Consider the following 19,824-nt stretch of genomic DNA (forward strand, 5'->3'; position numbering starts at 1 on the left):
TCGTCCTGCGGCCATCTCAAAACAACTACCCGCAACCATCGAGTTGCGACATCATAAATATTGCGCGTCCCGTTCGGGGCGCTGGAAGGCGGGGTTTAATGGAAGAAAAATACCTTCCCTCAGCAGTCGAGGGCAAATGGCAGCAGTTCTGGGCTACACACAACAGCTTCGAGGCAACCGTAGACGCCGGCCGCAAGAAGTACTACCTCCTGGAGATGTTCCCGTATCCCTCCGGCAAGATCCACATGGGGCACGTCAGGAACTACTCCATCGGCGACGTCATCGCCCGCTTCAAGAGGATGCAGGGGTACAACGTGCTGCACCCGATGGGTTGGGATGCCTTCGGCATGCCGGCTGAGAACGCCGCCATCCAGAACAAGAGCCATCCCGCCAAGTGGACCTATGAGAACATCGCCTACATGCGCGGCCAGCTGAAGCGCCTGGGCCTTTCCTACGACTGGGACCGCGAGCTCGCCACCTGCGACCTCGACTACTACAAGTGGGAGCAGAAGATCTTCCTGGAGATGTACAAGAAGGGGCTCGCCTACAAGAAGTCCTCCGCCGTCAACTGGTGCCCCAAGTGCGAGACCGTGCTCGCCAATGAGCAGGTCGAGGACGGCTGCTGCTGGCGCTGCGACTCCCTGGTGGAGGCGAAGGAGCTGGAGCAGTGGTCCTTCCGCATCACCAACTATGCCCAGGAACTGCTGGATGACACCTACAAGCTGACCGGCTGGCCCGAGCGCGTGCTCACCATGCAGCGCAACTGGATCGGGCGCTCGGTAGGGTGCGAAATCGACTTCGCGCTGGAGAACGGTCTCAGCAAGATCAGGGTCTTCACCACCAGGCAGGACACCCTGTTCGGCGCCACCTTCATGTCGCTGGCCGCAGAGCACCCGATGGCGCTGGACCTCGCCACCGCCGAGCAGCGCGCCGCCGTGGAAGCCTTCATCGACAAGGTGAAGAAGACCGACCGGATCAAGCGCTCCGCCGAGGACCAGGAGAAGGAGGGGGTCTTCACCGGCTCCTACTGCATCAACCCGGTCACCAACGCGAAGATGCCGATTTACCTCGCCAACTTCGTCCTCATGGACTACGGCACCGGCGCCGTCATGGCCGTCCCCACCCACGACCAGCGCGACTTCGAGTTCGCCCAGAAATACAGCCTGCCGCTCAAGGTGGTGATCCAGCCCGAAGGCGAGACCCTCGATCCTGCCGCCATGACCGAGGCCTACACCGCCGAGGGGGTCATGGCGAACTCCGGCCGCTTCGACGGCATGGGCAACGCCGACGCCAAGGAGGCCATCGCCGACTTCCTGGAGAAGGAGGGGATCGGCAAGAAGACCGTCAACTTCCGCCTGCGCGACTGGGGCATCTCCCGCCAGCGCTACTGGGGCAACCCGATCCCGGTGATCAACTGCGACCTCTGCGGGGTGGTTCCCGTTCCGGAAGCGGACCTCCCGGTGGTGCTCCCGATGGACGCCGAGTTCACCGGCGAGGGGGGCAACCCGCTGGCGCGCGTGGACAGCTTCACCACCTGCACCTGCCCGCAGTGCGGCGAGGCCGCCCGCCGCGAGACCGACACCATGGACACCTTCGTGCAGTCCTCCTGGTACTTCCTGCGCTACTGCTCGCCCAAGTTCACGGCGGGGCCGCTGGATCGCGAGCAGGTCGAGCACTGGATGCCGGTGGACCAGTACATCGGCGGCATCGAGCACGCCGTACTGCACCTGCTCTACGCCCGCTTCTTCACCAAGGTGCTCAGGGACCTCGGCTACTGCAACGTGGACGAACCGTTCTCCAACCTGCTCACCCAGGGGATGGTGATCAAGGACGGCGCCAAGATGTCCAAGTCCAAGGGGAACGTGGTCGACCCCAACGCCCTCATCGAGCGCTACGGCGCCGACACGGCAAGGCTCTTCTCCCTGTTCGCCGCACCGCCGGAGAAGGATCTCGACTGGAGCGACCAGGGGGTCGACGGGAGCTACCGCTTCCTGAACCGCGTCTGGCGTCTCGTGTACGACGTGCTCCCCGCGATCAAGGGCGCCGGTGCCGTCGAGGCGGACAAGCTCACGGCGGAAGGGAAAAAACTGCGTCGCGCGGTGCACAAGACCATCAAGAAGGTCTCCGAGGATGTCGAGGAACGCTTCCACTTCAACACCGCGATCGCGGCGGTCATGGAACTGGTCAACGCCATCCAGGGATTTGCCGGCAAGGACGCCCCGGAGAACGTCGCCGTGGTGCGCGAGGCGGTGGAGTCGGTGGTGCGCCTGCTGGCCCCCTTCGTGCCGCACTTCGCGGAGGAACTCTGGTCCGAGCTCGGCAACGAGGTCGGCCTCGAGCAGGCCGGCTGGCCCGGCTATGACGCCGACGCCGTGGTCGACGAGGAGATCACCGTCGTGATCCAGGTGAACGGCAAGCTGAGAAGCAAGCTCACCGTGGCCCCTGACGCCAAGGAGGAAGATGTCCGCGCCGCCGCCCTTGCCGACGACAAGATCCTCCCGTACCTGGAGGGGAAGAGCGTCAAGAAGGTCGTCTACGTCCCCGGCAAGCTGGTCAGCATCGTCGTCGCGTAGCCAGTGAGGAAGCGTCCCATGACAGCCACCAGGCTATTCACAAGGCTCGGTCTCATCCTCCTGCTCGCTGCGCTCTTTTGCGGCTGCAGCTACAGCCCGGTAATCCAGCACGGCCCGCTGGCCGGCGCCAACGGCGTCAACGTGGTTCTCTTCGCCAACAAGAGCTACCGTGCCGGCGTGGAGGCGGTCCTTGCGCGGGAGATGGTCGACGAGTTCGCCTTCCGCACCGGCGGCAAGGTTCTCCCCGCGGACCGGGCGGAGCTGGAGCTCTCAGGCGTCGTCCTCTCCTACAACTCGGTGCCGGTTTCCTATACCGCGGCCGACGTGATCAGGGAGTACAACGCGATCCTTGCGGTCCAGGCCATCCTGCGCGACCAGAAGTCGCACAAGGTGCTCTGGAAGGGGGATGTCACCGAGCAGCAGGTCTACCCGGTGAACGCCAACATCGCCCTGCAGCAGGACGCCGAGGAAGCCGCCATCGAGAAAATCAGCCGGCGCATTTCCGAGCGGATCTGGCAGAAGCTCGGCGAGCGCTTCTAGCGCCCTCGACAACAATTGCAAACATTGACGCCGCCCATTCAGCATCTGGCTGGTGGGCGGTTTTTTTGACGTGAGGTCGGTTATGAAACCGGAAGAGTTCAACAAGGCGGTGGAAAAGGGAGAACTGGCGTCGCTGTACCTTCTGTACGGGGACGAGCCGTACCTCGTGGAGCGCGCGGTCAAGAAGCTGCTGGATCGGGCCGTCGACCCCGGTTTTCGCGACTTCAACCTGGACGTTTTCTACGGCAACGAGTGCAAGGGGGAGGAGGTTTTCGGCGCCGCCCAGACCCTTCCCATGTTCGCCGAGCGCCGGGTCGTGCTGGTGAAGAAGGGAGGCGACCTGTCCGCCCACGCCATGGAGGTGCTGCTCCCTTACCTTCAGGACCCGTCCCCCGGCACCTGCCTGATCCTGCAGGCCGAGAAGGTGGACGGGCGCAAGAAGTTCTACGCCGACTTCAAAAAGCGCGGCGAGGCCGTCGAGTTCAAGCGCCCCTACGAGAACCAGCTCGGGCCCTATGTGCGCGACGAAGTCCGCGCCGCCGGCAAGAAGATCGAGCCCGCCGCGGCCGAGCTGCTCGCCTACCTGGTGGGAAACAACCTGCAGGAGCTCGTTTCCCAGATCGAGAAGCTTTGCATCTACTGCGGCAGGAAGGAGACGGTAGCGGTTGCCGATGTCAAGGCGATCGTTTCCGACACCAAGGTCGAGAGCGTCTTCGAGTTCACCGATGCCCTGGGCAGCAAGGAGCTTCCCCGCGCCTTGAAGATGCTCACCGCGCTGCTGCAGGACGGCGAGGCGCCCCTGCGCATCCTGGGTGCGGTGGCGCGGCACTACCGCCAGCTCTGGCAGGTGCGCGAGCTGCTGGACCGCAAGGTGCCCCAGTCCGAGCTCGCCAGGGCGTCCGGGATCAACCCGTACTTTCTGAACAAGGTGACGGCGCAGGCGCGGAACTACACGGTGGCGGAGCTGAAGCGGATTTTCGAGCGGATGTTGGAACTGGACCTGGCCTTCAAGTCCGGCGGGCTGGAAGAGCCCCTCTTCGAGCGGTTCGTGATGGATGCCTGCAGGCGGTAGCGGGGAAAGCGGAACCCCGGACGATTTTTCGGGACCGTGGCGAGGCTCGCTGCAGTGGGCGTGACATCCCCCTCCCCCGGAGGGGAGGGGAGCGGATAGCGAAGGTGTCGGTGCAAACTAGAAAAGGGAATCCCCGGTGGGAATTCCCTTTTTGCTTTCATGTATCCGCTACCGGACTAGGCCAGGGTGTTGACCAGTTTGGTGAGGCGGGAAACGTTCCTGGAAGCGTTGGAGGAGTGGATGATCCCCTTGGTTGCGGCACCGTCGATGACCGGGATCGCAGCAGCCAGAGCGGCCTTTGCAGCATCCTGATCCTTGGTGGCAACCGCTTCGCGGACGCGCTTTATGAAAGTACGCAGAGTGGAACGCTCGTGCTTGTTGCGCTCGGTCCTCTTTGCGGTCTGCTTGATCCTCTTAATTGCCGATTTATGATTTGCCAAACTGCACCTCCGGGTATTTTAAAATGTAGCTTTAGGTTTTTTGGAAAGAGGAATTATATAACACCCAGGCGGCGCAGAGTCAAGCATAAAACCGCCCGTAGCCGAAAAATACTTCCCGCCACGCGAACATTGGACCTTACCATTATTTTCCCGACAAATCCAGAAAAAACTGCCGATAACCTTGCCCCCCACCCGGCCGCCTTGTCCATCGCATCGCCGGCTTGACATTCGACTTCTTGAATATTATGCTGCCTTACCACCAGGGGCGTCCCCCTTCACACCCGGAGGATAAATATGCAAACGAAGAACAGGCGTGATTTTGATGCCGTAGCCGAGCAATGGGACCAGGAACCGCGCCGTCTGAAGCTGGCGCAGGATGTCGTGGCAGCGCTTCGGAAGGTACTTCCTCTGACCCGGGCCATGGAGGTCCTGGACTACGGTTGTGGCAGCGGTCTGGTTACCCTCGGGCTGCACCCTTTCATTGGCCGCATCACAGGTGCCGACAGCTCCCGGGGGATGCTCGACGTTCTCGACAAGAAGATCCAGGCGCAAGGTCTCGACAACGTCTCCACCATGTTGCTCGATCTCGAGAAACATGGTCTGGAAGGGAGCTTTGACCTCATCGTGAGCAGCATGACCCTGCACCACGTCCAGGACGTCCCCTCCCTGATCGCTTCGTTGTCCATGGCCTTGAAGCCCGGCGGCTGGTTGGCGCTTGCCGACCTGGCTACCGAGGACGGCCGCTTCCACGACGACCCCACCGGGGTCCTGCACCACGGCTTTTCCGGCGAGTTTCTCTCCGGTGAATTCGCCCGAAACGCCCTGGTCGACGTGAGCGTGGTCACCGCAGCCGCCGTCGATAAAAAAGGTGCGGACGGCGCCATCCGCAGCTATCCCGTCCTGCTCTGCTGCGGTCACAAGTAACCGGGCACACCGCTTTCTGAAGCGCCTCAAAAAGAAAGCCCCCCTCGTTCGAGGGGGGCTTTTGTGCGTGCAATATCCTTATGCTATCTGTGCGAACAGTGGCTCCAGCTACCAGTCTTCCTTCTGCTTCTGTGCCAATTTCTCCATGAAGAGTTCCGGAGAGGTCAATTTCAGGATCTCCTTGTCGCTGTATCCCAAATCCTTGAAGTTGAGGACGCCGTTGGGGGCGTGGCAGTTGGCGCAGTAGAGCGCCTTGGTCTTGGTGACAAGGTGGTTGCTGCCGAAATAGATGGTCTGCCATCCGGGCACCGCCTCCTTGGCGATCTTCTCCGGGTTTTTGAGGCCCAGTGTCTTCGCCGCGGAGAGGACGCCGGCGCGGGTGTCGCCGTCGGACATCGGCTGGGCGAAATCCATGGAGAGGAGCTCGCCGGTCTGCTTGTTGTAGTAGGCCTTGCCCTGGAAGATCTTGAACGGCGTGATCTTGCTCTTGCCGTCCTTCTTGCTCCCTTTCGGGCCGATGAAGTGGGGCGTGTTCTTCACCGTGCCGTTGTACCACGCGTAAACAGGGGTGGTCTCGTTGGCCTCTTTCTTCAGCGTGGTCGGCTCGTAGAACTTGTCAGGCGTCTGCTCCCAAACCGTGAAGTCCTTGGCGAAGGCGCCGCCGGTGCGCGGGATGTGGCAGGTCTGGCAGGCGATCTTGGCACAGTGACGGTTGAGGTCGGCGTCCTTGTGCGGCTTCACCCCGTGGCAGGAGGTGTCGGAGCAGGAGACGAACAGGCCGTCGTTGGCCCAGTTGTTGGGGTCGTGACCGGTCGGCATCTTGTGGTTCTTCGCCTTGTGGCAGTCGACGCAGACCATCCCTTTGGCGGCGTGGGCATCGGTGTCCTTGGTGAAGGTGAACCCGCGCTTGACGATGACGCCGCCGCCGGCCGCCTCATGGCATACCATGCAGTTCTTGACGGTCGGCTTGCCGATGGCGAGGGCGGCCTTGGCGCTGCGGTCCTGCCCCATGACCACCTCCCCCTTCTCGTTCTTGAAGGGTTTTCTCTGCCGGAAATCGTAATCGGTGGAATGGCAGACCAGGCAGTCCACCGCCGCCTCGGCCGCGGCGCCGGTGCTGCCGACGTCGGAGAGATGGTTGCCGGGGTGGCAGGTGTTACAGCCGGAGAACTTGCTCTTGCCGGTCACCGGGCTCTTCGGGATCTCCTTCAGGTTGTTGACGATGTCGTTGCCGTTGCACATGACGTAGATGCGGTTCTTCATCCCGTACTCTTCCTTGGGATTTAACCCCTCCACGTTGGTCACCTTGGAGGCATGCTTCCAGTGCACGGTGTCCAGGAACCCCTTGGCGCTGCCGGGGTGGCACTCCTCGCAGGTTTCAGGCCCCTTGTAGCCGCTTTTCTCGATAGACTCCTTGCCGGGATGCACGCCTGCAGCCAAGGCAGTCGTAGCCGCCAAGGCAAGACCGAGCACTGCCGCTGTAACGCTTTTCTTGCTCATCGAAGCCCTCCTGTTCTCTGTGGTAGCTGTTCCTTGTACTTTCATTGTTATCGGCAGACCGTCACAATAGTTTAGTGTCTAACCGAGGTATGTCGAGTCGACATGAAGTAGTATTTTCCGGCGGATGCTGTGGCAATGAGCGCATGGTCGCGAGCTGCCAATGCCAGTAGCAGGCTTCGTTCGTGGAGAATCGTAACATCCTTTGCAGCCGCCTCTAACGGGAAAAGGGGCGAAATGATTCGCCCCTTCTTTGATGCCGCCGTCTTATTTCTTGGTAACCTTGGCTACCTTTTGTGCCGCCTTGGAAGACCTGCCCCCTTTTTGCATCGGGTCCCCCTTGTAGCCGAGCGCCTTCCAGTCGAGGCGGTTGCCGCCCATGTGGCACTCGCCGCACTGCAGCGCCTCTTCCTTGGGTGACACCTCGTGCTGCGCCGCGATATAGGCCACCGTGTTCACGAACTGGTACTTGCCGCTGTAGGGAAGGCCGCACCCTTCGGCGCCCAGGCGGCACGCCTTATCCCAGTCGTAGTCGACCCACAGGGATTTGTACTGCTGGAAGATGATCAGGTTCTTGAATTTGGCGTCCATAGGCTGGTCGCCCTTGTAGAGCTTGTACGGGTAGATCTTGGCCTTCTGGTCCTTGATGTCGCCTACCGGGCGCATCATCACCACCGGCTTGGAGGGATCCTTCACCTTGTCGCCGACCATGTAGCGCTCGACCATGCCGTTGCTCCAGGCATAGACCGGCTTCACGTTCATGCCCCAGACGAAGGTCCCCTTGTGCTTGGCGTAGGTCTCCTTGTCGAACTGCTCCTCGGCGGTGATGTTCTTGCCCACATCGGACCACTTCCATGCCATCTTGGTGGCCTGCCCCTTGGCGAAGAAGGGGATGTGGCAGGTCTGGCAGGCGACGGTGGCGAGGTGCTTGTTGATGAGCGCGCCGTTTTTGGCCTTCTGGTGTGGAGCCTTGGCGCCGGAGTGGCACTGCTCGCAGTTCACGCGGGTGTCGTAGTGAGCCATCATGCTCGAGGCGCCGCCGATCCTATGGTTCTTGGTGACGTGGCAGCTCTGGCAGCTCATGTCCTGGCCGCCGCTTTCCTTGCTCCCCATGTGGACGTCCTGGGACTTCTTGGTCTTCTCCAGGGTGGAGTCGAGCCCAGCGTTTTTGACGGCATCGCCTCCGCCGCCGTAGAAGTGGCAGGCACCGCAGTTCTTCCTGGTGGGGAGCCCGACGCTCTGGGCGGCGACGTTGAGGTCCATGCTCTTCTTTTCGATGCTCTTGTTGTCGATGTCACAGCCAACCGCAGCCCTGGTGTAGTTCCCCTTCTGGGCGTGGCAGATGAGGCAGTCGACCTTGGTCTTGTCGGTGAAGTCGAAATTGGTGCGGGTCCAGCCGTAGCCTGCGTGGCATTTGCCGCAGGACTCGTGCACCACCCCTTCCTTGCCCCCCTGGATCGAGGTGCAGAAGGAGTTGATCATGTTGGATTTGCCGTACTTCTTGGTGCTCTTCTCCATGCCTTTGACCATGTTCGGGGTGCCGGCCCAGGTCCAGTGGGTGGTCTTCATGAAGTCGGCCGCCTGCTGATCGTGGCACTCCAGACAGACCTTGGTTACCTCGCCGCCGCTTTTAAACGGCCCCTTGACGAACTCGGAATGGTCGACTGCCGCCATCCCCTGGGCAGCAGCCGCCAACATCGCGACCCCCGCCAAAATTCCCAGCATCCCTCTCATACAACCTCCCAGTAGTGAATCGGCTCGCGCCGCGTGCAACTATATCCATGCCTTCATATATAATGAAAACAATATGTGAATGGGCAAAAAGAAGCGCTGCAATTCCTGGAACTACAGCGCCGTCTACGAGGAACCGTCCCGGCTTAACAGCCGGCGGTCTTCCTAAACAGTTTGGAGACGTTCTTGCCGTCGATCACCTCGTACTTGCAGCGGATCTCGTCGCCCTCGACGATCCTGTGGTCCTTGAACTTGTCCAGGGTCAGGTCGTCCTCCACCGTGATCACCACGAGCTGCTCGGTCTTGTTGTCCTTCAGCGTGGCGGTGGCCGTTTTGGCGTCCTTGCCGGCGATCTCGATCTTGGTGATCACACCCACCATCTTGACCTCTTCTCCTGCGCTGGCGATGCTGCCGAAGCAGAAGATGGTGAGCGCTGCCACTGCTACCAGGACCATTACCGAAACTGCTTTTTTCATCTTCTTTCTCCTTTTGGGGGTGGGGTGGCAGCCTCGGCTGCCACCCCGGCTTTTCCATGTACCGCGTCTGCGATACGGGTTTTAGAACTTGACTTCGAAGGTCGCGTAGACGTCCTGCGCGCTCTTAAGCGGCTGGAGCAGCAGCAGATCGGTCGACTTGATGTCGGAGATCTTCTGCGGTGCGCCAACCCAGTTGTTGCTGCCGGTGTAAGCGAAGTCGTAGTACTGGTAGCCGATCTTGAAGAAGGCCTTGGACAGGTGCGAGGAGATCGGTTTCAGGTTGAGCTCCTGGATCAGGTAGGCCTCGTAGACGTCGCCGCGGGTTCCCAGCTTGGAGGTCCACATGTCGTCGGCCGCCGGTGCGAAGGTGATCCAGTTCTTGGAGCCGTGGTTGTACTCGACGCCGAACTTGGTCTTGGTCGGCTCGAAGTCGTAACGTGCACCCGCGTAGGCGGCCCAGCCGGTCTTGTCGGAGGGGGCTTCCTGGTTGAAGAAGGAGCCGGTCAGCAGCCCCTGGAACCCTGCGTTGTTGGAGACGTTGTTGTTCGGGTGGGTGACGCTCAGGCCGGCGTCGGCGAAGAAGTTCAGTTTGCCCGGGCCGATGTTCTTCAGGGTGCTCATGAAGCCGGCGCCGTACCAGTCGATGTCGCCCAGCGAGGTAGCCGGGGCGGTGTTGCCGAAGGCGGTGTTGGACATGACCGGGAAGTCGAAGATCTGGAAGCCGCGGTTCCACTGCAGCCAGACGCGCAGCGGGTCGGTGTCGATCGGGATGAGGGCGACACCGAGCATGTCGGTGTCATGCAGGCTGTTGCTCGGGGTCTCGAAGCCGCTCTCGAAACCGCGGCCGTAGCAGACTTTCGCGTACGCGCCGGGGAGCGCGTCGATGTCCGGGGCCCAGCCGAGGGTCATGCCGTCGAAGGCGTAGTCGACCAGGAGCGCGGGGGTGCCACCGTTGCCCGGGCGCTCGTTGTTCAGGCGCAGGTTGCTCGGTGCGCCGTTGGTGGAGGGGCGGCGGCCGACGGAGAACCAGACCGGCTGGTCGCCGATGTTGCTCCAGGTGGCGTAGGCGCGGTCCACGTCCAGAAGGCTCGAGGAGGGGACGTGGCCGAGGGTGCCGTCGAAGGCGCCGACGCGGTCGGCGAAGAACGGGGTGTTGCCGCTGTTGGTGATCGCGGAGTCATCCTGCGAGCCGAAGGTCTTGTAGGCGACCAGGCGGACGTTCACGGTCACGTCCTTGGTGGCCTTGGCGTGCAGGTCGATGCCGAGACGGTTGGTGTAAAGGAGGTCGTTCTTGGCCTTGTAGGACGGGGAGGTAGCCAGGTTGCCGCTGCCGGCGCCGAGGAAGCCCTGCATGGCCATGACCAGGGCGGCCTGCTGGTAAGCCGGCGGCAGGGAAGCGAAGGCTGCCTGGTTGGCCGGGGTCATCATGCCCATCACCTTGTCCATGATCCCCTTCTGGGTCAGGGTGGCGAGGATCCCCTGCTGCTGCGCGGTGAGGCGGTTGGCGGCCAGGTAGTTGTTGACGTCGGTGGGGGTCATCCCACCAAGAGCCGGCATGATCTGCCCGATGAAGGCGTTGTACATCGCGGAGGGCATGTACTTGTTGAGGATGGTGTCGAACTGGGCGGGGGTGAAGAGGGAGCCTGCCTTGCCCTGGAACATGAAGGCGGTGCCGGAGGGGTTGGCGATGGTGGCGTTGTCACCGACGGTCAGCCCCGCGACCGCGTTTGGGCCGACCACGAAAGCGCCGACCAGGTTGTTCATGGTGCCGATGGCGTCGGAGTGGGCCGCGACGTCGCCCCTGAGGGAGTCGACCCTGAAGCGGTAGTCACCGCCGATGGTGAGCCACTTGCCCAGCGACTTCTCTTCGATCTTGTCGACCTTGCGGGTCAGGTCCTCGATCTTCTTCTGGTCGGAGCCTTTCTGCTGCTCCTCGAGCTTCTGCACCTTCTTGGTCAGGTCGTCAATTTTCTTCTGCATGTCTTGGTCGTCGGCCTGCGCCACGACGGGGGCAGCCAGGGCACAAACGGCTGCGCCGATCAACAGTTTCTCCAGTTTTCTCATTCACTTCTCCTTTTTTGTTTCGCTGGTTTTTACACCAACCTTCGGTCGAAGATTATTTCAGTGGCACGTCGGCGTGCCGGTGCAACTCATTAAATACTGGCGGTTACTGCTCTAATCGGCGCATTCACCGGTAGATTTAGGGTAAATGTGTTAGTTTGGAGATTTATAATCGAACCGATATGTCTTAACCATTAACGGCATTTAGCTTTGGGGAGGTGATATGTCGTGGCAGAAATGTGAAGTCGCCCCCTAGGGGCGGCAAACTAATGAGTCTTATAGATCTTCGAGGCGTCATATGTCAATATATTTTTTATTGCATATATCGTTAGGTCAATGATTTATCGCCGCTAATGTCTGCTCGGCCGGTTGGGGGCCGGCAAGCGGGGCGTGCAGCTAATAGGTGTTGACTGGGAGCGACCAATTTTCGTACTATTCAACCATTTAACCATCAGGATACAGACGTGAATATGTCGAAAAAGCTTTACCTGGAAACGTTCGGCTGCCAGATGAACGTGAGCGATTCCAAGAAGATAGTGGCACTGATGAAGGGGATAGGGTACCAGCAGACCGCCGATCCGGTGGAAGCGGACCTGGTCCTTTTGAACACCTGCAGCATCCGGGCGACCGCCGAGCAGCGGGTCTACGGTCACCTGGGCAGGTTCAAGTCGATGAAGAAGAAAAAGCCGGCACTGATCATCGGAGTCGGCGGCTGCGTCGCGCAGCAGGAAGGGGAGCGGCTCCTGCAGAAGGCCCCCTTCGTGAACCTCGTGTTCGGCACCCACAACCTGCACCTGCTGCAGAAGATGGTCTCCGGCGCCGAGCAGGGGAAGCAGAGCGTCGCAACCGATTTCCTGGACGACGAAAAGCGTTTCGACCTGTTCCCGCACGCCGAAAGCGAAGGTGGCGTCTCCCGGTTCGTCACGGTCATGCAGGGGTGCGATAACTTCTGCGCCTACTGCATCGTCCCGCACGTGCGCGGCCGCGAGATCAGCAGGAATGCGGCGAAGGTCGTCGAGGAGGTTGCCGCCTTGGCCGCAGCCGGCGTCACCGAGGTGACTCTCCTTGGGCAGAACGTGAACTCATACGGGTTCAAGGAGGCCGGCGCGCCCGACTTCGCGGACCTCCTGCGCATGGTGGCGCAGGTCGAGGGGATCGAGAGGCTGCGCTTCACCACCTCCCATCCCAAGGACATCTCGCCGAGGCTGATCGCCTGCTTTGCCGAGATCCCCAAGCTGGCACCGCACATCCACCTCCCGGCCCAGTCGGGGAGCGATGCCGTGCTCGAGAAGATGAACCGCGGCTACACCCGTGCCGACTACCTCGCCAAGGTGCGCGCGCTCAGGGAAGCCTGCCCCGAGATCCAGTTCACCGGCGACATGATCGTCGGCTTCCCCGGCGAGGACGCGGCCTCGTTCGAGGCGACCATGGAACTGATCGAGGAGGTGCAGTATGCCGACCTCTTCTCCTTCATCTATTCGGCCCGCCCCGGCACCAAGGCGGCCGAGTTCCCGGACGAGGTGAAGCGGGCCGAGAAGCAGGCGCGCCTGGAGCGCTTGCAGGCCGCCCAAAAGAAGATCACCCTGGCCCGGAATGAGAGTTTCGTGGGAAGCGTGCAACAGGTGCTGGTGGAAGGCCCGAGCAGTTCCGGCGATTCGCTCTTTGGCAGGACCGGCGGCAATCGCGGCACCGTCATGGACGGGGATCCTGCCCTGGCCGGGCGCCTGGTGCGGGTGAGGATCACGGAGGGGGTGCAGACACTGCTCAAGGGGGAGATCCTGCATGTCTGACAACGGGAGGGACGAGGCACACATGTACGTTGAGATGAAGGTTTTCGGCTTCGCCCTGGATGCCATCGCCCAGATGCCGGTGATCATACTGAAGGACGCCGAAGAAAAGCACGCGGTCCCGGTATGGATCAACACCTCTGAGTCGGTTTCCTTCGCCGCCCAGTTCGTCGGGCGCGAGATGAGCGTTCGCAACAGCCGCAAGGACGTGTTCACCACACTCGTCGAGCGGCTGGACATGACCGTCTCCGGGATCTACGTCGAGAGCCTGCGCGACGGCGTGTTCACCGCCTCGGTGCGGCTTGAGCCCAGGGAAGGGGAAGAGCTCCGGCTGGAAGTCCACGTAGCCGAGGCGATGCTCCTCTCGCTCAAGTATCATATGCCGGTGCGGGTAAACGACGAGGTGCTCACCCGCGCCTCCAGCCTCGACATGAACGACGAAGGGTTCGCCCAGGAGAACAACGCCCGCCGCTTCGTCGACTTCCTCGACCACATGGACCCCGCCGCCATGGGCAAGTACCCGATGTAGCACGCCACGCCGAGATAAAGATTAAGGCAAAGATTAAGAAGGCGGGAGCCGGAGCATCTGGTATCCCGGTGGGCAAGGCAAGCAATTGAAAAAAGTGGGAGTTGGGCGTAGTGTGAGAGCAGGCCCAGCGCCTTCTTAATCTCAATCTTAATCTTAATCTCATTCTTTATCTCAACCTGATCTTACGAGGTTTCACATGCGCGACGCATCCTTTGAATTTCTGCAAAAGCTTCTGGCCGCGCCCAGCCCCTCGGGGTACGAGCAGCCGGCCCAGCGGGTATTCCGCTCCTATATAGAACCCTTCTGCCAGGTGGCCACCGACGTCATGGGCAACGTCTTCGGGATGATCCAGGGGGAAGGGAAGAACCGCCCCCGCGTCATGGTGGTCGGGCACTCCGACGAGATCGGCCTCCAGGTGCGCTACCTGGACGACAACGGTTTCATCTACTTCTCCGCCATCGGCGGCGTCGACCCGCACATCACCCCGGGGATGCGGGTGCACGTGCACACCTCCCGCGGCAGCATAAACGGCGTGATCGGCAAGCGCCCGATCCACCTGATCGAGCCCAAGGAGCGCGACACGGTCATCAAGCTGGACGCCCAGTACATCGACATCGGCGCCGCCAACAAGAAGGAGGCGCAGGAGTGGGTGCGCGTGGGGGATCCCATCACCTTCGCAAGCAACCTCGAGTGCCTCTTCGGCGACCGGGTCAGCTCGCGCGGCCTGGACGACAAGGCGGGAAGCTTCGTGGTGGCCGAGGTGCTGAGGCGGGTTTCCGAGCTGCCGGCCAGGCTTCCGGTCGACGTCTACGGGGTCTCCTCGGTCCAGGAAGAGGTGGGGCTCAGGGGAGGGACCACCAGCTCCTACTCGGTGAACCCGGACGTCGGCATCTGCGTCGAGGTCGACTTCGCCACCGACCAGCCGGACGTGGACAAAAAGCACAACGGCGAGGTGGGGCTCGGCAAGGGGCCGATCCTGCCGCGCGGCGCCAACATCAACCCGGTGCTCTTCGACCTCCTCTCCGACACGGCGAGCAGCAACAACATCGCGGTGCAGTACACCGGCATCGCCCGCGCAACCGGCACCGACGCCAACGTGATGCAGATCTCCCGCGGCGGCGTGGCGACCGCCCTGGTCAAGCTGCCGCTGCGCTACATGCACACCCCGGTTGAGACCATGTCCCTCTCCGACCTGGACAACGCCGTCGAGCTGATCGTCGCCTCCCTCGGCCGGATGGGGAGCAAGGAAGCGTTCATCCCGATGTAGTCCTTAACAGGCTCCTCTCCTCCCTAGCGGTTGCTCCTCCCCCTTAAGGGGGAAGGCCGGGAGGGGGGACTCCGGGACAGGGAAGGGGGCAGGGCAGGCGGTGCCCCCTCGCCCTCCGGGGAGCCGCCCACCGTAGGGGTTCGCCCGGAGGTGGGAGAGGGGTAGGGGTGAGGGGCAGCCTCTCAGGAGATGGTCGCGGCCGGAGGAAAGAGGCCCGCCCCATGAGCGCTAGTTGTGTAGACGCTAAGGATGGGAAACCGCTACGGTTTTTTATCTGTCATTAGCCTTATTTTAGTTGACTTGCCCTTCCCCTTGTAATAAGTTTTCCGGTTAAAACCTGCCTCGAAACAACAAAAGGAGTTTCCCTAATGTTAGAAAGCAGCCTTCCCGAAGGTCTTACGTTTGACGACGTCCTGCTTCTCCCAGCCCACTCACTCATCCTTCCCCGCGACACCGATCTGACCACCCGACTGACCAACAACATACAGCTGAACATCCCGCTGGTGAGTGCCGCCATGGACACGGTCACCGAGTCGAGGGCCGCTATCTGCATGGCGCGTGAAGGGGGGATCGGCTTCATCCACAAGAACCTCACCATTGCCGAGCAGGCGATGGAAGTGGACAAGGTGAAGAAGAGCGAGTCCGGGATGATCGTCGATCCGATCACCATGCGCCCGAACCAGCGCATCAGGGAAGCGCTGGAGATGATGGCCAAGTACCGCATCTCCGGGGTGCCGATCACCAAGGCCAACGGGAAGCTGGTCGGCATTCTGACCAACAGGGACCTCCGTTTTGAGACCGACCTCGACCTCCCCATCTCCGACCGCATGACCAAGAGGAACCTGGTCACCGTTCCGGTGGGGACCACCCTGGAGCAGGCCAAGGAGCATCTGAAGCACACCAGGGTCGAGAAGCTCCTGGTGGTGGACGAGGAGAAGAACCTCAAGGGTCTCATCACCATCAAGGACATCGAGAAGATCAAGAAGTACCCCAACGCCTGCAAGGACTCCCTCGGGCGCCTGAGGGTCGGCGCGGCCGTCGGCCCCACCCCGGACGTCGACGCCCGCATCGAGGCGCTCATGAAGGCCGGCGTTGACGTGGTGGTCATCGACACCGCCCACGGCCACTCCCAGGGTGTCATCGACGCCATCGCCCGCATCAAGAGAACCTACCCGGCCCTTGAGCTCGTGGCCGGCAACATCGCCACCGCCGAGGCCGCCGAGGCCCTCATAAAGGCCGGCGTCGACGCCATCAAGGTCGGCATCGGACCGGGTTCCATCTGCACCACCCGCGTGGTCGCCGGCATCGGCGTGCCGCAGATCACCGCCATCGCCGAGTGCTCCAAGGTCGCCAAGAAGCACAACATCCCGCTCATCGCCGACGGCGGCATCAAGTACTCCGGCGACCTCACCAAGGCCGTCGCGGCCGGCGCCGACGTCATCATGATCGGCTCGCTGTTCGCCGGCACCGAGGAGTCCCCGGGCGACACCATCCTGTACCAGGGGCGCGCCTACAAGAGCTACCGCGGCATGGGGTCCATCGGCGCCATGAAGGAAGGGAGCAAGGACCGCTACTTCCAAAGCGACGTGGACGCCGACGTGAAGCTGGTTCCGGAAGGGATCGAGGGGATGGTGCCGCTCAGGGGACCGCTCTCCGCCAACGTGCACCAGCTGATGGGTGGCCTGAGGGCCGGCATGGGCTACACCGGCAGCCGCACCATCGTCGACCTGCAGCAAAACGGCCGCTTCGTCAGGATCACCGGCGCGGGGCTCAAGGAATCCCACGTCCACGACGTCATGATCACCAAAGAAGCCCCGAACTACCGGGTGGAGAAGTAACGGCAACACCTATAACGCAAAGCCGCGGGGGCGCCGGGACGCAAGGATCTTTCTTCGCCTCTCGCCGAACTTCGCGGCTTTGCGACTTTGCGCCTTTGCGTTACAGCCTTTGACTCTCAATAGATAAGGAACCAAGACAATGACCGTAGATATCCACTCCGAAAAGGTGCTGATCCTCGATTTCGGCTCCCAGGTGACCCAGCTCATCGCGCGCCGGGTGAGAGAGCAGAGCGTGTACTGCGAAATCCACCCCTACAACATGGCGCTCGAGAAGATCAAGGCCTTCGCCCCGAAGGGGATCATCCTCTCCGGCGGCCCCTCGAGCGTCTACGACAAGGACGCCCCGCACTCCGACCTCGGTATCTACGACCTCGGCATCCCCATCCTGGGCATCTGCTACGGCATGCAGCTCATGACCCAGCAGCTTGGCGGACGCGTGGAGCGCTGCGACAAGCGCGAGTTCGGCCGCGCCACCCTGGTGCTGGACGGCGAGAGCGAGATCTTCGCCGGCTTCGAGGGGGGCGCCGAAGTCTGGATGTCCCACGGTGACCGCATCGAGCAGATGCCGGCCGGTTTCAAGCTGATGGCCCACACCACCGGCTGCCCGGTCGCCGCCATGAAGGACGAGAAGCGCAACTTCTTCGGCGTGCAGTTCCACCCCGAGGTGGTGCACACCCCGCGCGGCGACGAGATGATCGGCAACTTCCTGTTCAACGTCTGCGGCTCCAAGCCGACCTGGACCATGGCCAACTTCATCGAGACCGAGATCGAGGATATCCGCAGGAAGGTCGGCACCGGCAAGGTCCTGTGCGCCCTCTCCGGCGGGGTCGACTCCTCCGTCGTCGCCGTCCTGATCCACAAGGCGATCGGCGACCAGCTCCAGTGCGTCTTCGTGAACAACGGCCTGCTCCGCAAGGGCGAGGCCGAGAAGGTGGTGAACCTCTTCACCAAGCACTTCAAGATCAACCTCGACTACGTCGACGCCACCGACCGCTTCCTCGGCATGCTGGACGGCGTCTCCGACCCCGAGCAGAAGCGCAAGATCATCGGCAACGAGTTCATCTATCTCTTCGAGGAGGAGGCCAAGAAGCTGGGCCAGGTCGACTACCTGGCGCAGGGGACCCTCTACCCCGACGTGATCGAGTCCGTCTCCACCAAGGGCCCCTCCGCCGTGATCAAGAGCCACCACAACGTGGGCGGTCTCCCGGAGAAGATGAACCTGAAGCTCCTCGAGCCGGTGCGCGAGCTCTTCAAGGACGAGGTGCGGCTCCTGGGCAAGGAACTCGGCATGCCCGACGAAGTGGTGTACCGCCAGCCCTTCCCGGGGCCGGGTCTCGCCATCCGTTGCATCGGCGAACTCTCCGTGGAGAAGCTCGACATCCTGCGCGAGGCCGACGCCATCGTCATCGAGGAAATCCGCAAGGCAGGGTTATATCGCGACATCTGGCAGTCATTTGCCGTGCTGCTGCCGGTGAAGACCGTCGGCGTCATGGGTGATGCCCGCACCTACGAGTGGACCGTGGCGCTTCGTGCGGTGAATTCCCTGGACGGCATGACCGCCGACTGGGTCAAGCTCCCCTACGAGCTTTTGGGTAGCATATCCTCGCGAATCATCAACGAAGTGAAGGGTGTGAACCGCGTGGTGTACGACATCAGCCAGAAGCCCCCCGCAACCATCGAGTGGGAATAACCCCCCACCCCTGGACCCTGCAAGGTTCGTTTTTTGCACAACACACCGCGGTGATCGGCGCGCAAGCCGGTTGCCGCGGTTCTTTCGTATCTGGAGAGTGATAATGGGTCCCATCCGGCTGCTCATCTTTGACCTTGACGGCACGCTGATCGATTCCCTGCCCGACCTGACCGACGCCACCAACCTGATCCGCGAGCAGCACGGGCTGCCGCGCATCGGCGTAAGCGACGTGCGCAAGCTGGTGGGGCAGGGGGCGCGCTCCCTGGTGGAGCGGGCGCTTCCCGGTGCAGGGGAGCCCGAGGTGGAGCGGGCGCTGGAAGTCTTCTTGGCCTACAACCTGGCCCACATAGCCGACAAAACCCGCCCCTATCCCGGTGTTCCCGAGACCCTGCAGGAGCTCTCCTTGCTGGGGATCCCGATGGTCGTCCTTTCCAACAAGAACGTGGCCCTGTGCCGCGAAGTGCTGGGGAGACTTGGGCTGGAGCGGCATTTCACCGACATCTTCGGCGCCGATTCCTTCCCGTACCGAAAGCCATCCCCGGAGCCAGTGCTCGCCGTGCTGAACGAGTTCGGCGTCGCGGCGAAGGAATGCATCATGGTTGGCGACAGCGTCAACGACATCGCCGCCGGGGGCGGGGCGGGAGTCTGGACCGTCGGCTGCAGCTACGGTTACGGCGATGCCAGCGAGCTCGAACAGGCCCACTACCGGGTCTGCGACTTCCCTTCACTGCTTGCGCTGTCCTTCGCGCAGACAAAAAAAGGGGAGCAATGAAAAAAGACTAAAGTTTTTGATGAGGGTGTCGAAACGGAAGTAAACCTAAACCTACCTGACCTACTGGGGGCGATATCAGATGAAAGTAGAAGACCTCAATTCCAACCCGGCCGTTTCCCATCTTGCAGTCGTGCGCAACGACAAACCCGAAACGGGCGAGGCGCAAGCGGAAGCAGCCAAGCAGCAGACAGCCGCCGACAAAGTCGAGCTGTCCAGCTATATGCCCGTGGTGCCCTCCTCCAAGCAGAGGCGGGACGACATCCGGGTGGACCGGGTCGAGGAGTTGCGTACGCAGATCAGCAGCGGACAGTACGAAGTTTCCAGCAAAGATCTCGCAGAGAAGATGCTTTCCAAGCTCGTCGTGAAGTAAGAGCGCCAGCTACCGCGCAACGAGGAGGCGCGCGGTGACATAAGCCAACAAAACCATTGACAGCTTCCGCCAAATGCGGTAAAAGTTTTCTTCCACCAAGCGGGAATAACTCAGTGGTAGAGTGTCAGCTTCCCAAGCTGAAGGTCGCGGGTTCGAATCCCGTTTCCCGCTCCAAAGAAATCAAAGGGTTAGCCAGTTTTGGCTAGCCCTTTTTTGATGTTCAAACCGTCGATTGTTCTAAAATTGTTCTAAACGCC

General features: G+C 61.8%; 16 protein-coding genes and 1 tRNA gene. 12 read left to right on the forward strand and 5 right to left on the reverse strand.

Translation table 11 applies throughout. The features are described from left to right. Positions 1–98: 98 nt before the first annotated feature. From leuS to holA, 3 genes are all read left to right on the forward strand, one after another. Positions 99–2,573 (forward strand): leucine--tRNA ligase, encoded by a 2,475-nt coding sequence (leuS, locus tag KP003_RS02670; RefSeq protein WP_217300269.1) that lies wholly within the window; start codon positions 99–101, stop codon positions 2,571–2,573. Between the two features lie 18 nt (positions 2,574–2,591). Next, on the forward strand, positions 2,592–3,113 hold the full coding sequence (gene lptE / locus KP003_RS02675) for an LPS assembly lipoprotein LptE (protein ID WP_216497220.1): 522 nt from the start codon (positions 2,592–2,594) through the stop codon (positions 3,111–3,113). A gap of 82 nt (positions 3,114–3,195) precedes the next feature. Further along, positions 3,196–4,185, forward strand: a complete 990-nt coding sequence (gene holA, locus KP003_RS02680) for a DNA polymerase III subunit delta (RefSeq protein WP_216497219.1) — start codon at positions 3,196–3,198, stop codon at positions 4,183–4,185. A 176-nt stretch (positions 4,186–4,361) separates the two neighbouring features. Here the strand turns inward: holA and rpsT are convergent, their stop codons facing one another. After that, positions 4,362–4,625 (reverse strand): 30S ribosomal protein S20, encoded by a 264-nt coding sequence (gene rpsT, locus KP003_RS02685; protein WP_135868260.1) that lies wholly within the window; start codon positions 4,623–4,625, stop codon positions 4,362–4,364. A 294-nt stretch (positions 4,626–4,919) separates the two neighbouring features. Between rpsT and KP003_RS02690 the strand changes: the two genes are divergently transcribed. Then, complete coding sequence (locus KP003_RS02690; RefSeq protein WP_216497218.1) at positions 4,920–5,549, forward strand: class I SAM-dependent methyltransferase; 630 nt, start codon at positions 4,920–4,922, stop codon at positions 5,547–5,549. 108 nt (positions 5,550–5,657) lie between these two features. Here the strand turns inward: KP003_RS02690 and KP003_RS02695 are convergent, their stop codons facing one another. The 4 genes from KP003_RS02695 to KP003_RS21240 all read right to left on the reverse strand — a co-directional run bounded on the left by KP003_RS02695 (position 5,658) and on the right by KP003_RS21240 (position 11,317). Next, positions 5,658–7,049, reverse strand: coding sequence for a cytochrome C (locus KP003_RS02695; RefSeq protein WP_216497217.1), 1,392 nt, complete (start codon positions 7,047–7,049; stop codon positions 5,658–5,660). Between the two features lie 264 nt (positions 7,050–7,313). Continuing rightward, entirely contained in the window at positions 7,314–8,780 is a 1,467-nt protein-coding gene (locus KP003_RS02700; protein WP_216497216.1) for a tetrathionate reductase family octaheme c-type cytochrome, read from the reverse strand. Positions 8,781–8,923: 143 nt separating this feature from the next. After that, positions 8,924–9,253 carry a hypothetical protein gene (locus KP003_RS02705; protein ID WP_216497215.1) on the reverse strand — a complete coding sequence of 110 codons (330 nt, stop codon included), beginning with the start codon at positions 9,251–9,253 and terminating at the stop codon, positions 8,924–8,926. 81 nt (positions 9,254–9,334) lie between these two features. Next, on the reverse strand, positions 9,335–11,317 hold the full coding sequence (locus KP003_RS21240; protein WP_239027597.1) for a DUF3373 domain-containing protein: 1,983 nt from the start codon (positions 11,315–11,317) through the stop codon (positions 9,335–9,337). Positions 11,318–11,778: 461 nt separating this feature from the next. Here KP003_RS21240 and miaB point away from each other — a divergent pair, with 461 nt between their 5' ends. The 8 genes from miaB (at position 11,779) to KP003_RS02755 (ending at position 19,741) form a co-directional block, all read left to right on the forward strand. Further along, on the forward strand, positions 11,779–13,104 hold the full coding sequence (miaB, locus tag KP003_RS02720) for a tRNA (N6-isopentenyl adenosine(37)-C2)-methylthiotransferase MiaB (RefSeq protein ID WP_217300270.1): 1,326 nt from the start codon (positions 11,779–11,781) through the stop codon (positions 13,102–13,104). Beyond that, positions 13,097–13,630: a bifunctional nuclease family protein gene (locus tag KP003_RS02725; RefSeq protein WP_216497213.1), complete on the forward strand. Its 534-nt coding sequence runs from the start codon at positions 13,097–13,099 to the stop codon at positions 13,628–13,630. The genes miaB and KP003_RS02725 overlap by 8 nt, the downstream gene beginning before the upstream one ends. A 196-nt stretch (positions 13,631–13,826) precedes the next feature. Beyond that, positions 13,827–14,897, forward strand: coding sequence for a M42 family metallopeptidase (locus KP003_RS02730; RefSeq protein WP_217300271.1), 1,071 nt, complete (start codon positions 13,827–13,829; stop codon positions 14,895–14,897). Positions 14,898–15,265: 368 nt separating this feature from the next. Then, complete coding sequence (guaB, locus tag KP003_RS02735; protein ID WP_217300272.1) at positions 15,266–16,735, forward strand: IMP dehydrogenase; 1,470 nt, start codon at positions 15,266–15,268, stop codon at positions 16,733–16,735. 139 nt (positions 16,736–16,874) lie between these two features. Then, complete coding sequence (gene guaA / locus KP003_RS02740) at positions 16,875–18,425, forward strand: glutamine-hydrolyzing GMP synthase (protein WP_216497210.1); 1,551 nt, start codon at positions 16,875–16,877, stop codon at positions 18,423–18,425. Positions 18,426–18,528: 103 nt separating this feature from the next. Continuing rightward, entirely contained in the window at positions 18,529–19,197 is a 669-nt protein-coding gene (locus KP003_RS02745; RefSeq protein WP_217300273.1) for an HAD family hydrolase, read from the forward strand. 79 nt (positions 19,198–19,276) lie between these two features. Next, on the forward strand, positions 19,277–19,567 hold the full coding sequence (gene flgM, locus KP003_RS02750) for a flagellar biosynthesis anti-sigma factor FlgM (RefSeq protein ID WP_216790455.1): 291 nt from the start codon (positions 19,277–19,279) through the stop codon (positions 19,565–19,567). A 99-nt stretch (positions 19,568–19,666) separates the two neighbouring features. Continuing rightward, positions 19,667–19,741, forward strand: a tRNA-Gly gene (locus KP003_RS02755). Positions 19,742–19,824 lie beyond the last annotated feature (83 nt).

This window comes from Geomonas diazotrophica (assembly GCF_019063885.1).
GTDB classification, from domain to species: Bacteria; Desulfobacterota; Desulfuromonadia; order Geobacterales; family Geobacteraceae; genus Geomonas; species Geomonas diazotrophica.

Coding starts and splice junctions, on each gene's coding strand:
- leuS (WP_217300269.1), top strand. CDS start 99: ATGGAAGAAAAATACCTTCCCTCAGCAGTCGAGGGCAAATGGCAGCAG.
- lptE (WP_216497220.1), top strand. CDS start 2,592: ATGACAGCCACCAGGCTATTCACAAGGCTCGGTCTCATCCTCCTGCTC.
- holA (WP_216497219.1), top strand. CDS start 3,196: ATGAAACCGGAAGAGTTCAACAAGGCGGTGGAAAAGGGAGAACTGGCG.
- KP003_RS02690 (WP_216497218.1), top strand. CDS start 4,920: ATGCAAACGAAGAACAGGCGTGATTTTGATGCCGTAGCCGAGCAATGG.
- KP003_RS02695 (WP_216497217.1), bottom strand. CDS start 7,049: ATGAGCAAGAAAAGCGTTACAGCGGCAGTGCTCGGTCTTGCCTTGGCG.
- KP003_RS02700 (WP_216497216.1), bottom strand. CDS start 8,780: ATGAGAGGGATGCTGGGAATTTTGGCGGGGGTCGCGATGTTGGCGGCT.
- KP003_RS02705 (WP_216497215.1), bottom strand. CDS start 9,253: ATGAAAAAAGCAGTTTCGGTAATGGTCCTGGTAGCAGTGGCAGCGCTC.
- KP003_RS21240 (WP_239027597.1), bottom strand. CDS start 11,317: ATGAGAAAACTGGAGAAACTGTTGATCGGCGCAGCCGTTTGTGCCCTG.
- KP003_RS02725 (WP_216497213.1), top strand. CDS start 13,097: ATGTCTGACAACGGGAGGGACGAGGCACACATGTACGTTGAGATGAAG.
- KP003_RS02730 (WP_217300271.1), top strand. CDS start 13,827: ATGCGCGACGCATCCTTTGAATTTCTGCAAAAGCTTCTGGCCGCGCCC.
- guaB (WP_217300272.1), top strand. CDS start 15,266: ATGTTAGAAAGCAGCCTTCCCGAAGGTCTTACGTTTGACGACGTCCTG.
- guaA (WP_216497210.1), top strand. CDS start 16,875: ATGACCGTAGATATCCACTCCGAAAAGGTGCTGATCCTCGATTTCGGC.
- KP003_RS02745 (WP_217300273.1), top strand. CDS start 18,529: ATGGGTCCCATCCGGCTGCTCATCTTTGACCTTGACGGCACGCTGATC.
- flgM (WP_216790455.1), top strand. CDS start 19,277: ATGAAAGTAGAAGACCTCAATTCCAACCCGGCCGTTTCCCATCTTGCA.